At 62.6% G+C, this 14039-nt stretch carries 14 protein-coding genes; 10 read left to right on the plus strand and 4 right to left on the minus strand.

Annotation, left to right across the window (positions count from 1 at the left end; all coding sequences use genetic code 11):
* Positions 1–214 precede the first annotated feature (214 nt).
* From GR212_RS02975 to GR212_RS03000, 6 genes are all read left to right on the plus strand, one after another.
* The gene (locus tag GR212_RS02975) at positions 215–583 is read left to right on the plus strand and encodes a septal ring lytic transglycosylase RlpA family protein (protein ID WP_163984952.1); all 369 of its coding nucleotides are present in this window, start codon (positions 215–217) and stop codon (positions 581–583) included.
* A gap of 207 nt (positions 584–790) precedes the next feature.
* Positions 791–2080: an RsmB/NOP family class I SAM-dependent RNA methyltransferase gene (locus GR212_RS02980; protein WP_163984953.1), complete on the plus strand. Its 1290-nt coding sequence runs from the start codon at positions 791–793 to the stop codon at positions 2078–2080.
* A gap of 196 nt (positions 2081–2276) precedes the next feature.
* Complete coding sequence (locus tag GR212_RS02985; protein WP_163984954.1) at positions 2277–3566, plus strand: imelysin family protein; 1290 nt, start codon at positions 2277–2279, stop codon at positions 3564–3566.
* A gap of 45 nt (positions 3567–3611) precedes the next feature.
* Positions 3612–5171 carry a di-heme oxidoredictase family protein gene (locus GR212_RS02990; RefSeq protein ID WP_163984955.1) on the plus strand — a complete coding sequence of 520 codons (1560 nt, stop codon included), beginning with the start codon at positions 3612–3614 and terminating at the stop codon, positions 5169–5171.
* Positions 5171–6280, plus strand: a complete 1110-nt coding sequence (locus tag GR212_RS02995; protein ID WP_163984956.1) for an imelysin family protein — start codon at positions 5171–5173, stop codon at positions 6278–6280. Before GR212_RS02990 ends, GR212_RS02995 begins: the two co-directional genes overlap by 1 nt.
* A gap of 5 nt (positions 6281–6285) precedes the next feature.
* Positions 6286–7371 carry a DUF1513 domain-containing protein gene (locus GR212_RS03000; RefSeq protein ID WP_163984957.1) on the plus strand — a complete coding sequence of 362 codons (1086 nt, stop codon included), beginning with the start codon at positions 6286–6288 and terminating at the stop codon, positions 7369–7371.
* A gap of 115 nt (positions 7372–7486) precedes the next feature.
* Here GR212_RS03000 and GR212_RS03005 read toward each other — a convergent pair whose 3' ends face one another.
* Entirely contained in the window at positions 7487–8167 is a 681-nt protein-coding gene (locus GR212_RS03005; protein WP_163984958.1) for a GntR family transcriptional regulator, read from the minus strand.
* Complete coding sequence (locus tag GR212_RS03010) at positions 8148–8573, minus strand: hypothetical protein (protein ID WP_163984419.1); 426 nt, start codon at positions 8571–8573, stop codon at positions 8148–8150. The genes GR212_RS03005 and GR212_RS03010 overlap by 20 nt, the downstream gene beginning before the upstream one ends.
* Between GR212_RS03010 and GR212_RS03015 the strand changes: the two genes are divergently transcribed.
* Positions 8497–9294 (plus strand): alpha/beta fold hydrolase, encoded by a 798-nt coding sequence (locus GR212_RS03015; RefSeq protein ID WP_163984959.1) that lies wholly within the window; start codon positions 8497–8499, stop codon positions 9292–9294. The two genes, GR212_RS03010 and GR212_RS03015, sit on opposite strands and share 77 nt — an antisense overlap.
* 16 nt (positions 9295–9310) lie before the next feature.
* Here the strand turns inward: GR212_RS03015 and GR212_RS03020 are convergent, their stop codons facing one another.
* Positions 9311–10387 (minus strand): DUF2252 family protein, encoded by a 1077-nt coding sequence (locus GR212_RS03020; protein WP_163984960.1) that lies wholly within the window; start codon positions 10385–10387, stop codon positions 9311–9313.
* A 163-nt stretch (positions 10388–10550) separates the two neighbouring features.
* On the opposite strand from GR212_RS03020, the gene GR212_RS03025 reads away from it, so the two are divergent.
* The 3 genes from GR212_RS03025 to guaA all read left to right on the plus strand — a co-directional run bounded on the left by GR212_RS03025 (position 10551) and on the right by guaA (position 13316).
* Positions 10551–11012 (plus strand): PaaI family thioesterase, encoded by a 462-nt coding sequence (locus tag GR212_RS03025; RefSeq protein ID WP_163984961.1) that lies wholly within the window; start codon positions 10551–10553, stop codon positions 11010–11012.
* Positions 11009–11650, plus strand: a complete 642-nt coding sequence (locus GR212_RS03030) for a 5'-methylthioadenosine/S-adenosylhomocysteine nucleosidase (RefSeq protein WP_163984962.1) — start codon at positions 11009–11011, stop codon at positions 11648–11650. Before GR212_RS03025 ends, GR212_RS03030 begins: the two co-directional genes overlap by 4 nt.
* 103 nt (positions 11651–11753) lie before the next feature.
* Positions 11754–13316: a glutamine-hydrolyzing GMP synthase gene (guaA, locus tag GR212_RS03035; RefSeq protein WP_163984963.1), complete on the plus strand. Its 1563-nt coding sequence runs from the start codon at positions 11754–11756 to the stop codon at positions 13314–13316.
* A 92-nt stretch (positions 13317–13408) separates the two neighbouring features.
* Here the strand turns inward: guaA and GR212_RS03040 are convergent, their stop codons facing one another.
* The gene (locus GR212_RS03040) at positions 13409–13849 is read right to left on the minus strand and encodes a hypothetical protein (RefSeq protein ID WP_163984964.1); all 441 of its coding nucleotides are present in this window, start codon (positions 13847–13849) and stop codon (positions 13409–13411) included.
* Positions 13850–14039 lie beyond the last annotated feature (190 nt).

A 14039-nucleotide genomic window follows, 5' to 3' on the forward strand; every position in this document is an offset into this window, starting at 1 on the left:
GAGAAAAATCGTTCCATTTTTAACTGATTTTATTAGGTTTTTTCCACAATCAAGCAAACTCGCTGATTAGCCATAGTATTTGCACCGGATCACAAATGTTACAGACTGTAACATTCCGTGATTAAGCGTGGCACTTTTTCGCCATTTTTGGCCCGATTTAAGCCTCCGCCGCCTACCCAAGGCGCAAGTTCAATAGCTTGAGGGAAAAATCGGTTTGAAGAAAATCGCACGTTCTTTGGCGATCGCCGCAACTATATCCGCCTCCTTTGCTGTCGTTTCGACGCCGGCGTCTGCATCCGCTGGCTGCGGAGGTGCTTCATGGTACGGAGGAAGCTCCCGAACTGCTTCAGGGGAACGTATGAGTTCCGGAAATCTTACTGCAGCCCATCGTTCGCTTGCCTTCGGCACGCGTCTGAGGGTCACCAACAAGCATAACGGCCGCAGCGTCGTCGTTCGCATCAACGACCGTGGTCCTTTCATTCGCGGACGCGTTCTCGACCTCTCCCGCGCCGCCGCACAGAACATCGGCATGGTCGCCTCCGGTACGGCCAGCGTCTGTTACGAGGTCATCGCCTCGAAGTAACGGCCGACCGGCCGGAACGACCGGCAAATCGGCATGACGCTTGCTCTCTCCGTCAATCGCGGCTACCACGCGGTTGAGACGTCTCAACAATCCGCCGCCATGTGCTTTATTCGAGCGGATTGATGAGCTGTCAGCGATTTTTGTAGGGCGCGGACTTCCTGGTACACCGAATGGGTTCGGGGTCATGCGCAAGCGGGAGAGTGGTGAATGCGTCTGGGCGGCCGATTGCAGGGGGCCATCGAAGTTCTTGCCGATATTGAAGCGCGCAAGCGACCGGTGGCCGATGCCCTGAAGGATTGGGGCCTTGCCCATCGCTTCGCCGGTTCCGGCGACAGGGCCGCGATCGGCAACATCGTTTATGACGCCCTGCGCATGCGACTTTCCCATGCTTGGCTGATGGGAGACGACAGTCCGTCCGCGCTTGCCCATGCCGTCCTCTTTCGCCAATGGGGCCTGACGCCCGAGGCGCTGGCTGCCGAACTCGACGGCGATAAATTCGCCCCCGAAGCGCCGAGCGCCGAAGCACTGGCCGCCTTTGCCGCCCGCAAGCTCAAAGACGCGCCGCGTTATGTCCAGGGCGATATCCCCGAATGGGTCGAGCCTTCCTTCCAACATGCATTCGGCGATGGCTGGCTTTCCGAAGCGCAGGCCCTCTCCGAACGCCCGACGCTCGACCTTCGCGCCAATGCCTTGAAAGCCGACCGCGCCAAAGTCGTAAAGGCGTTGGAGCGCGCGGGCGCGCAGGCCTCTAAAATCGCCCGTTTCGGCATCCGCATCCCCGCCGGAGAAGGCGCATCCCGTCTTCCTAACGTCACTGCCGAACTTTCGTTCCAGAAGGGCTGGTTCGAAGTACAGGACGAGGGCTCGCAGATCGTCGCCGATCTCGTGCTGCCCGAGGAGGGCGATCAGGTTCTCGACTATTGCGCCGGCGGCGGCGGCAAGACGCTCGCCATGTCGGCTGCCATGCACAATAAGGGCCAGGTTCACGCCTATGACAGCGACCGGCGGCGGCTGGCGCCGATCATCGAGCGGCTGAAGCGTGCGGGCACCCGAAATGTCCAGGTCCATGACGAACGCAACGGCCTGCTTCAGCTGCGTGGCAGGTTCGACAAGGTGCTGGTCGATGCGCCCTGCACCGGCACCGGCACCTGGCGGCGTCGGCCCGACACGAAATGGCGGCTGACGCAGAAGAACCTCGACGAGCGCACCAGCCAGCAGCAGGAAGCCTTGGCGCAGGCCGGCGAATTCGTCCGGCCGGGCGGCGCGCTGCTTTACGTCACCTGCTCGGTTCTGCCGGAAGAGAACGAAGTGCAGGTGAACCGCTTTGCCGCGCAAAATCCGGACTTCGAGATCACCGAAACCCTGAGCTCCTGGGAAAAGCTGTTCGGCAAGGACGCGCCGCTGCCCCGCTCCTCGGACGGCAAGACCATTACGCTGACGCCGGCCTCCACCGATACGGATGGCTTCTTCTTCTGCCGCCTGCAGCGCAGAAGATAGGGCGGAATCCATTCGCCCGCCTTTTTGATCTGCATTCCTGCTTTTTCAAGCAAAACCGTTCCGCTCCCAAGGTCAAAGCCAATAACTCCGTGTCTTATAATTATTCTAAACTAGAGCATTTGACACAAGTTTGTTTTTCATACATGACACAAAATGCCAAGTTTTGACGGTGCCCCGGCTGTCATAGGAGAGGAACATGAAACTGAAGATCAATATTGGCGCCGCGCTTGCGGTGGCCGTTGTCACGTCTGCCGCATACAGCCTGCCGGCTCTCGCAGCCGCTCCTGAGCCGGCCGCCGTCATCAAGCATTACGCCGAGCTGGCACACGCCAAATATCAGGACTCGCTGACGACGGCGAAGGCACTCGACAAGGCCATCGACGCTTTGCTCGCCAACCCCAGCGACAAGACGCTGAAGGCGGCGCGCGCAGCCTGGATCAAGGCCCGCGTTCCCTATGCGCAGACGGAAGCCTACCGCTTCGGCAACTCGATCGTCGACGACTGGGAAGGCAAGGTAAACTCCTGGCCGCTGGATGAAGGCCTGATCGACTATGTCGACGCCTCCTACGGCACCGAAAGCGACGAGAATGCGCTCTACGTCGCCAACGTCATCGCCAACAAGACGATCAAGATCAACGGCAAGGATGTCGATGCCTCGCATCTGACTCCGGAATTCCTGTCGGGCACGCTGCATCAGGCGGGCGGTGTCGAAGCCAACGTCGCGACCGGCTATCACGCCATCGAATTCCTGCTGTGGGGCCAGGACCTGCACGGCACCGGACCGGGCGCCGGCGAACGCCCCGCCACGGACTACGATCTGAAGAATTGCACGCACGGCAATTGCGACCGCCGCGCCGAATATCTGAGGTCCGCCTCGACGCTCCTCGTTTCCGACCTGCAGGACATGACCGACAAGTGGGCGCCGGAAGGCGAAGCCACCAAGCATATCGAAGCTGATCCGAAGGCCGGCCTTACCGCCATCCTGACCGGCATGGGCTCGCTCTCCTACGGCGAACTCGCCGGCGAACGCATGAAGCTCGGCCTGCTGCTGCACGATCCGGAAGAAGAGCAGGATTGCTTCTCCGACAATACCTATAACGAGCACAATGGCGACGCCATCGGCATCGCCGCCTCCTACACCGGCAACTACACCCGCATCGACGGCACGAAGCTGAAGGGCCCGTCGCTGCACGATCTGGTCAAGGCCAAGGATCCGGCGCTCGACAAGGAAATGGAAGGCAAGCTCAACACCACGCTTGCAGCCATGAAGGCCCTGGTGCATCGCGGCGAGACGGTCGAAAAATACGACCAGATGATCGGCGAAGGCAACAAGGAAGGCAACGCCACCGTGCAGAAGGCCATCGACGGCCTGCTCGACCAGACGAAGAGCATCCAGCGCGTCATCGCTGCGCTCGATCTCGGCACGATCAAGCTCGAAGGTTCGGACAGCCTGGACAATCCGAACGCCGTCTTCACGAAGAAGTAATGAGGGAGAGCGGCAGCGCGACAGAGCGCTGCCGCCCCGATACCCATGATGCATATCCCGGCCAACCGTGCCCTTTTGCCCGCCATCGCTGCGGGTTTTTTGGTTTTTTCCATCACCCTCGCCGTCGCCGGTATCCTCGATTTTCCGGCCGTCCGCACTGACCTCTCTCCCGAACAGTTGAAGCGGGTCAGCGACGTTACCCGCGCAACGACGAATTTCTCCAAGGCCGAGCCTTATGAGACGATGCAGGGCGGTGCGGCCACCTCGATCGATCCCGTCAATCGCGATATTTTCTCCCGGCCTTCCGCCAATCTGAGCGATGAAGGCGGGCAGGATTTTCATCTCGGCAACGCCCTCTTCCGCAAGCTCTGGGTCTCGGCTCCCTCGTCCACCCAGGCATCCGACGGGCTCGGCCCGTTGTTCAATGCCCGTTCCTGCCAGAGCTGCCATATCCGCGACGGCCGCGGCCACCCGCCGGAGGCTGGCGGGGCGGTTGCGACCTCGATGGTATTGCGTCTGGCTCGTACGGCCGTCACTGCGGACGAGGAACAGGCCGTCAAGGATTTTCATGTGCTGAATTTCCCTGATCCGACCTACGGCGTGCAGCTGCAGGATCTTGCCGTGCCCGGCCTTGCCGCCGAAGGCAAGGTGACGGTCGGCTATAGCGAGGAAGCGGTGACGCTTGCCGGTGGAGAGACCGTGACGCTGCGCAGGCCCAGCTACGGCATATCCGATCTTGCCTATGGGCCACTGGATCCGGCCACCACGCTTTCGCCGCGTATCGCGCCGCCCATGATCGGCCTCGGCCTGATCGAAGCCATTCCGGATGCCGATATCCTGGCCAACGCGGACCCGGATGGCAAGAAAGGCACCGGCATCCGTGGCCGCCCCGCCATCGTTCGCGACCATCGCACCGGCCAGATCGCACTCGGCCGCTTCGGCTGGAAAGCGCAGAATGCGACCGTGCGCGACCAGGTGGCCGATGCCTTCTCGGTGGATATCGGCATTTCGACACCCGACCGGCCGAATGCTCACGGCGACTGCACCCCGAACGAAGCACACTGCCTCGCCATGCCGACCGGCGTGCAGAAGCGTCTGGGCGACACGGAAGCACCGGACCCGATCCTGCCTCTCGTCACCTTCTATTCCGAAAACCTCGCCGTACCGGCTCGCCGTAAGGCTAGCCTTCCCGCCGTGCTGCACGGCAAGGAGATGTTCTACCGCTCCGGCTGCGCGGCCTGCCACACCCCGAAATTCGTCACCCGCGACGGCATGAAGGACAAGGACGGCAAGGATTCGCCGCAGGCGTTCCAGCTGATCTGGCCCTATTCCGATTTTCTGCTCCACGACATGGGCGAAGGTCTCTCGGATGGGCAGCAGGTGGGCGTGGCATCCGGTCGCGATTGGCGCACGCCGCCGCTCTGGGGTATAGGCCTGACACAGACCGTCAGCGGCCAGCAGGCCTATCTGCATGACGGCCGCGCCCGCACATTGACCGAAGCCATCCTCTGGCATGGAGGAGAGGCTGAAAAAGCCCGCAACGCATTCGCCGACCTTTCGAAGGACGATCGGCAAGCCCTCATCAACTTTCTGGAGTCACTCTGATGCACCACTGGAAACGCCTTGCTGCCAGCCTTCTCCTCACCGTTGCGGCCTTGCCTGCCCATGCCGAGGACGCGACGACCAACGGCGCCGGCCTGAACGAGGCGGCGGTGCCGGCCACGCTGCAGAAGGCGGTGGATGACGTCATTCGTCCCGGCTATCGCGCCATGCACGATTCCGCCTCGAAGCTGACGGTGGCGATGAAGGCGCTTTGCGCCGATCCCACGGACGCCACGCTTGCAGGCGCCAAATCGGCGTTCGGCGACACGGTGAAGAGCTGGTCGCGCATCGAAATCGTCGATACCGGCCCGATCATCGAAAAGAACCGTTTCGAGCACATCCTGTTCTACCCCGACCGCAAGGGCGTCGGCCTCAAGCAGGTACAGGCGCTGATCGCCAAGGCGGACGAGCAGGACACGACCGTCGAGGCCGTTGCCGGCAAGAGCGTGGCGCTCATGAGCATGACGGCGCTGGAATACGTGCTCTACGGCAACGGTTCGGATGTGCTCGGCAAGGACAAGCAGGGCTTCCGGTGCCGCTATGGCGCGGCCGTCGCCGGCAATATCGAAAACACGGCCAAGGAAATCGCCGACGAATGGGATGCGCCCGACGGCGTGCAGAAATCCTGGAAATTCCCCGGCAAGTCCAGCAACGATTTCATGGACAACAAGGAAGCCGTCACGGCGCTGCTCGGCATCCTCGTGCATGGGGCGGCCAATGTGCGCGACCAGCGGCTGGAAACCTTCTACAAGGGCGATCCGGCCGCGGCACGGCCGAAGATGGCGATCTACTGGCGCTCGGCAAACACCTGGACGTCGTTCACCGGCAATGTCGAGGGCCTGAAGACGCTCTGGGAAAAGGCCGATATGGCAAGCCTGCTGCCGGCGGACAAGCGTGCTACCGCCACCAAGATCGATGGATTGCTGAACGAGCTTGCGACAATCGCGCCGACGATCAATCCGGATATCGAGGCTGCGATCGGCAGCGACGCGGAACGCGCCAAGATCGACAAGCTGCTTTCCGTCAGCCGCGACCTCGCCACCAGCTTCAGCGATGAATATGGCGGCGCCATCGGGCTTTCGGCCGGCTTCTCCTTCGCGGACGGAGACTAAGCGCCATGCGCAGCGGCCTCATCGATCGGAGAGCTTTCGTCAAGGCTGCGGGGCTGACCTTCCTTGCGGCCCTGAGGCCCGGCGCATTGATGGCGCTGGAGCGGGCGGATGCCGTCTATGCTTCCGGCATCCGCGCCGCCGACGGCTCGTTTGCCGTGGCGACGGTGACAGAACAGGGCCGCATCGTCGACCAGGTCGCCCTGCCCGCCCGCGCCCATGGCATGGCTTTTTCGAAGGCGACCGGCAAGACCGTTGCCTTCGCCCGCCGGCCCGGCACCTATGCCATGATCTTCGATCCGTGGAACAAGGCCGAGCCGATCGTCATCTCTGCCAAAGAGGGGCGGCATTTCTACGGGCACGGCACGTTTTCGCCCGACGGCAGGCTGCTCTACTCCAGTGAGAACGATTTCGACAACAATCGCGGCATTATCGGGCTTTACGATGCCCGCAACCGCTTTGCCCGTATCGGCGAATACGAGACCTATGGCGTCGGCCCGCACGACATGACGGTCTCCGACGACGGCAGGCTCCTGATCGTCGCCAACGGCGGCATCGAGACGCATCCGGATTTCGGCCGCACCAAGCTCAACCTCGACCATATGCAGCCGTCGCTGACGCTGATCGACGCGGCGAGCGGCCAGCTGATCGAGAAACACACGCTGCCGCCGCAATATGCCCGGGTCTCGACCCGCCATGTCGATATCGATGCAAGCGGCCGGGTGTGGTTTGCCTGCCAGTACGAAGGCCACCGCAACGACCTGCCGCCGCTTGTCGGCCACTTCGCGAAGGGCGAGGACCTGACCTTCGTCACCCTGCCCGACGATACGACGCGAGCGCTCGGAAACTATGTGGGCGCCATTGCCGTCAATCGCGCCGAAAACCTCGTCGGCGTCACCTCGCCGGTCGAGGGGACGTCGGTGACGCTCGATGCGGCGACGGGCAAGGTGCTGAAGGTGGAGAGCATCGCCGATGCGGCAGGCATCGCCCAGGCCCGCCAAGGCTTCGCCGTTTCGTCCTATGACGGCGATTTCCTGGGAGAGCACAGCGACGTCGCCTGGGACCAGCACATCGTCCGCATCGCCCGAAGCTGATCCGACTGCGGTCCAAAGCGCATCGCGATCTCAAGGATTCGCTTCCCGCGCTTCGGGTTCTTGATCGTTAGCATGTCGGTGCCACAAAACCGCTGAACGTTTTGCGCGACCTGCTTCAGGCAAGCTTGCTGGCTTCGATGAAGCGCCGCAATGCCGTCGCCGCATTCAGCATGTGTGCCCGCATGCGCCGCGACGCCATCTCGCCGTCGCCCTCGGCGATTGCCTGCATGATGGCCTCATGCTCCGCTCGGGATCGATCGAGGCGCTGCTCCTGCTGCAGTTGCGCGCGGCGGAAGGCTGTCAGGCGGCTGCGGATCGCGATTGCCTGTTCGGCCAGAAAGCTGTTGTGGGTGGCGTGATAGATCGCCTCGTGGAAAGCACGGTTGAACGTATCGTAGGCATCGAAATCACCCTTTTTTACAAGCGTTTCTGAAGCATCGTGCAGTTCGATCAGATGGCTGCGCTCGAGCGGCGTCATGCGATAGGTGGCAAGCCTGGCGCACATCGCTTCGATTTCGGCAACCGTTTCGAACATGTCCATGATGCGCTCAGGCGTCATGCGGGCGACGACGACCCCACGCCGCGCCCGTACTTCGACAAGGCCGCTTGCCGCCAGTTGCCGCAACGCCTCGCGGACAGGAGTGCGCGAGGCGCCAAAGCGATCGGCAAGCTGCTGCTCGTCCAGCGCCGCGCCCGCCTCCAGCCTCCCGGTCGCGATCTCGTCCGCCAGGGCGTTGCGGATTCGATCGGAGAGCAAACCGCGATCCTCGATCGTGTCATCCAATCCATCCGTCATCCAAGATCTCCGTTATCCGTTGCCTGCTGTATGCAGCCACAATCTCATTTGCCGATTTTGCATGCAAATCCGCCATCACGCAACCGTTACGCATCCAATAATTGACTCTATCCGATATAAAGAATACAAAGCCCGTCATTGAGGCTGCTTTTGCATACACAAGGCGGCCTGGATGACAAATCGGAATGCAAAACGGGGCATGTTTGATCCGGGCAAGGTCGGGCAGGTGCCTATCCGAGAAATACGACAACGGCAGGAAGCTCAGCGTCCCGGCATCCGGGCGAACGGTCTCCTGCCGTCTCCTCCCTTTCAAAACAAGGAACACGACGATGATGATAACCCGACGGAATTTCTCGACCGCCATTGTTGCGGGCGCGGCCGCCTCCCTCATGTCCACCCACAGCATGGCAGCCAGCAGCCCGGCCGCCGGCTCGGCAGCCTCAGCCCCGCCAAAGGCCCGCAACGTCGTCCTTGCGCATGGTCTTTTCGCAGACGGCTCCTGCTGGACGGACGTCATTGCGCGGCTGCAGGCAAAGGGGATGAATTGCACGGCGGTACAGAATCCGCTGACGACGCTGCCCGAGGCCGTGGCGGCAACCCAGCGCGTTCTCGACCGGCAAGACGGACCGACCGTCCTCGTCGGCCATTCCTTCTCCGGCATGATCGTCACCGAGGCCGGCGTTCATCCGAAGGTTTCCTCGCTCGTCTATGTCGCGGCCCGCGCACCGGATGCAGGTGAGGATTATACCGCGCTCGCCAAGACATATCCGACGCCGCCGGCATCGGCAGGGATCGTCTTCGACGGCGACGAGGGGCGGCTGACGGAGGAAGCCTTCCTGCGCGACTTCGCCGGCGACCTGCCCAAAGCCAAGGCAGAGGTGCTTTACGCCGTGCAGCAGCCCTTCCAGAAGGCCCTGCTGACCGGCAAGACGACCCAGGCCGCCTGGCGCAGCAAGCCCAGCTGGTATGCGGTCTCCACCGAGGACAGGACGATCAATCCGGATCTGGAACGCTTCATGGCCAAACGCATGGGCGCCAGGACCATCGAAGTAAAGGCCAGCCATCTCTCGCTGATCTCGCATCCCGATAGGATCGCCCAACTGATCCTGGAAGCCGCCGGGCATTGACCGATATCCCGCCGGCCTAGCTTTTCCTGGCAAATTCCGCCTGTTCGGCGATGACTGCGACGGTGGCGGCCTTGGCGGCCGCGCGCAGCCAGTCCGGGCCGCGCGCATCGAGATCGGCAAGAATGCCGGGAACGAGCGAGGCGTCGTTGACATGGCAATTGCCGATTTCGAAACCCATCAGATCCAGCATATCGGGCGACAGGAGCACGTCGGCATCGCCCAGGACCTCGATCTTGCGGCTGTTCGGCGACAGGCGGCGAACCAGCAAGGTTCCATCCACCTTGTAGCGCGGATCGGGCGAACGCGCCCGGCCCGTCGCGATGATCCCCGTCCGGATCGTCTGGTCCGACGGATCATGCTTGAGCGACCAGCCCGACTGCAGGAGCGCCTTCACCTCGCGCAGGACCGGGCCGCCACGCCATTCGACATAGGCGACGAAGCGCGGACGGCCGAGGCTGCCGGTGCCGGCCAGGCGCGGTTTCGGCTCGAACGTCGTCGCCGGATCCGGCAGAGCCTTGTGCAACGCCTTGAGATAGCGATTGGCCACGGGATCAGTTGCAGGCGGCAGGGTGCGATATTTTTCCCAGAAAGCCTTGCGCTCGGCATTCGGCAGCAGCACGGCGTTGCGCAGCCACTTATAGTCGCGCTCCAGAATGACGGGAGACGGCTGCTGCAAGCCTCGGCGATAACCCGCCAGGATGGCATCGGCAACGGCGCGCGGCGTAGGGCCGCCATCGGCGCGTGCCAGGACAGCGCTGGTCGTGAGACGAACGAGATCGAGCGCATAGGGCATGACGGCCGCCTCGTCGAAATCATTGGCGCCCCAGACGAGCCGCCCCTCCTCATCGCGCCAGGTGCCGAAATTTTCGAGATGCGTGTCGCCGATCGCCAATAGCCGCGGGGCGGTCTTGAGGTCGGGGCAGATGTCGAGAATGATTTCAGCCCAGCGCCAGTAGGTTCCGCGCAGAAAGGAGAAGCTGTCGCGCTTCATCAGCTTGTGTTTTTTTATCAGGCCGGCCTCGACCAGATCCGCACCAAGCTGCGCCCGCATCCAGGTCTCGTAGGCCGCTACCGATTGCAGGATCGTCGTCATTCCGGCACCTCGTCGTGGGATCTGTCGTTTCGGATAACATGGCACCGCCATTGAGGAAATTCGATGTCGGCAAACGAGGCCGCGGAGCATCGCCTTTTCCACCGGATAACCCTTGTCCAAAGCGCCTCTCCGTGCCAATTTCGCACCCGCGAAAGGGGATGGCATGACAGGGGCAAGCGAGACGGGGACCAGCGGCGATTTCAGGACCCGCATCAAGACGAGCTTCGACCGGCAGGCGGCGATGGCGACGATCGGCGCGGAGTTGACGCGCGTCGAGCATGGTACGGTCGAGATCGAGCTGCCGTTCGACGTGAAGCTGACGCAGCAGCATGGCATCCTGCATGCAGGCATCATCGCCGCGGCGCTGGATTCGGCCTGCGGGTTTGCCGCCTACAGCGTCATCGATCCCTCCGCATCCATCCTCACCATCGAATTCAAGATCAACCTGATGTCGCCGGGGCGCGGCGAACGCTTCCTGTTTCGCGGCGACGTCACCAAGCCCGGCACGACGATCATCGTCGCCGACGGCCGCGGCTACGCCATCGGCGACGGACCGGCCAAGCTGATTGCCTCGATGACGGGAACGATGATGGTCATCCGGGGCAGAGAGGGAATTAGCGGATGAAATTCGAACTGAAGCGCGTATCGGGCAAATCGATCCTGTTCGTAATGGCGGCCGAGGCCGAATACGGGCCCTTCCTGCGCTCGCGCATCGATCCGCTGATGACGGGCGTCGGCCCCGTGGAAGCATCGATCGCGCTCACCCGCGCCCTGGCCCACCTCGAAGCGCAGGACGACCTGCCCGATCTCGTGGTGTCGCTCGGCTCGGCAGGCTCTTCCAGGCTGGAACAGACGGAAGTCTATCAGGTCACCTCCGTTTCCTATCGCGACATGGACGCCTCGCCGCTGGGCTTCGAAAGGGGCCGCACGCCCTTCCTCGACCTGCCGGCGACGATCGAGCTGCCGCTGCGCATCCCCACCATTGCCGAGGGCAGCCTTTCGACGGGCGCCAACATCGTGTCCGGCTCGGATGCCTACGAGCGCATCGGCACCGACATGGTCGACATGGAAACCTTCGCGGTGCTGCGCGCCTGCCAGATCTACGGCCTGCCGCTCATCGGACTGCGCGGCATTTCCGACGGTCAGGTCGAACTGCAGCGCATTTCCGACTGGACGGAATATCTGCATGTGATCGACCGCAAACTGTCCTACGCCGTCGACGGGCTGTTTACGGCGCTGGAAGACGGCGTATTCTGGTTCTGATCGACCCGGAAGCACGAGAATCGAGGACAATCGGGACAATAAAATCGGCTCCGGCCTGATTTGCCCGATTGCCAGGGAAAGCGCTTTTCATTAAAGGCTCGCCATGACCCAGACAGCACATCCAGACACCGTTCTCATCGTCGATTTTGGCAGCCAGGTGACGCAGCTCATCGCGCGACGTGTGCGCGAAGCAGGCGTCTACTGTGAAATCGTTCCCTTCCAATCCGCCGAAGCCGGCTTCAAGCGGCTGCAGCCGAAGGCCGTGATCCTTTCGGGCAGCCCGGCCTCGACCGTGGACGAAGGCTCGCCGCGCGCGCCGCAGATCGTCTTCGACAGCGGCATCCCGGTGTTCGGCATCTGCTACGGCCAGCAGACGATGTGCATGCAGCTCGGCGGCAAGGTCGAGAGCGGCCATCACCGCGAATTCGGCCGCGCCTTCCTGGAAGTCGACAAGGATTGCGCCCTCTTCGAAGGGCTGTGGTCGAACGGTTCGCGCCATCAGGTGTGGATGAGCCACGGCGACCGCGTGACCGCGCTGCCCGAAGGCTTCGAAGTGGTCGCCACCTCCTCGAACGCGCCCTACGCCTTCATCGCCGACGAGAAGCGCAAATATTACGGCGTGCAGTTCCATCCGGAAGTCGTGCATACGCCCGATGGCGCCAAGCTGATCGGCAACTTCATTCATAACATCGCCGGCATCAAGGGCGACTGGTCGATGTCGGCCTATCGCGCCAAGGCCGTGCAGGCGATCCGCGACCAGGTCGGCGACAAGCGCGTCATCTGCGCGCTCTCCGGCGGCGTCGACTCTTCCGTCGCCGCGCTGCTGATCCACGAGGCCGTCGGCGACCAGCTGACCTGCATCCTCGTCGACCACGGCCTGATGCGCAAGGACGAGGCGGCCAACGTCGTCGCCATGTTCCGCGAGCACTACAACCTGCATCTGCTGCATGTGGACGCTTCGGACCGCTTCATCGGCGAGCTGGAGGGTGTTTCCGACCCCGAGACCAAGCGCAAGATCATCGGCCGGCTCTTCATCGAGACCTTCGAGGAAGAGGCCAAGAAGCTCGGCGGCGCCGACTTCCTCGGCCAGGGCACGCTCTATCCCGACGTGATCGAGAGCGTTTCCTTCACCGGCGGCCCCTCGGTCACCATCAAGTCGCACCACAATGTCGGCGGCCTGCCGGAGCGCATGAAGATGCAGCTCGTCGAGCCGCTGCGCGAACTTTTCAAGGACGAAGTGCGCGCGCTCGGCAAGGAGCTCGGCCTGCCCGACAGCTTCATCGGCCGCCACCCCTTCCCCGGCCCCGGCCTCGCGATCCGCTGCCCCGGCGGCATCACCCGCGAAAAGCTGGAGATCCTGCGCGAAGCCGACGCCATCTATCTCGACGAAATCCGCAAGGCGGGCCTCTACGACGCCATCTGGCAGGCATTCGCCGTATTGCTGCCGGTCCAGACCGTCGGCGTCATGGGCGACGGCCGCACCTACGAATTCGTCTGCGCGCTACGCGCCGTCACTTCCGTCGACGGCATGACGGCGGATTTCTATCACTACGACATGGAATTCCTCGGCCGCGCCGCAACCCGCATCATCAACGAAGTCCGCGGCATCAACCGCGTGGTCTACGACGTCACGTCGAAGCCGCCCGGCACGATCGAGTGGGAATAAGGGCGAACCGCCCTTTCCGGACAGGAGAAGGGCCTGATCGAGAATTCCGCAAATCAGGCCCCTCAGGAAATTACGACGGCGGAATTGCGCCCTTACTTCACCGTGACGCTCAAGCCGCTGATATCGGCATTGACCTGAAGACCGACCTGCTTGCCCGTGAGTTCGAGCTGGGCACCCTTGTCATTGGTCATGACAATCATCTGAGCACCCTTGCCAATCGCGCCGCCACCGCCGGCAGCGCCGTATACGCCGCTGACATCCCGGGCGCGGCGAATATTGCGCACGGTACCGTGGAAGTATGTCTTGGAGGCTCCAAAGGCGAGACCGCCCGAGATGCCGCCGATCGAGATGGGATATTTGCGGCCATGGAAGGTCAGCGTGCCCTCGCCTCCGGAGCCGCCAACGAAGAAGGCCGCCTTGTAGACGGAGAAGCGGATCGTGCCGCTATCGGCATGCGCGGCGCCGGCAAAGCCAATTCCCGCGGCGGCGATGGCGGCAACCGCGACTGAACGAAATCCAGACGAAATCTTCATGATGATATATCCCTCAACAGCGCCGCTTCCCCAGCCGGCCGGGCACGACGTCACCGTCGTAACAAAGTCATATATAAACAATCTCGCACGCGATTAGTTCCAAAGCACGACAATAACAAAGTGCTGGAACAGGTCAAAATAATCGAGTGGCTTGAGGGGCCTTATCGGCTAACCTCTGCGCGGACAGCGC

The sequence above is a fragment of the Martinezella lusitana genome (assembly GCF_010668395.1).
GTDB classification, from domain to species: Bacteria; Pseudomonadota; Alphaproteobacteria; order Rhizobiales; family Rhizobiaceae; genus Rhizobium; species Rhizobium lusitanum_A.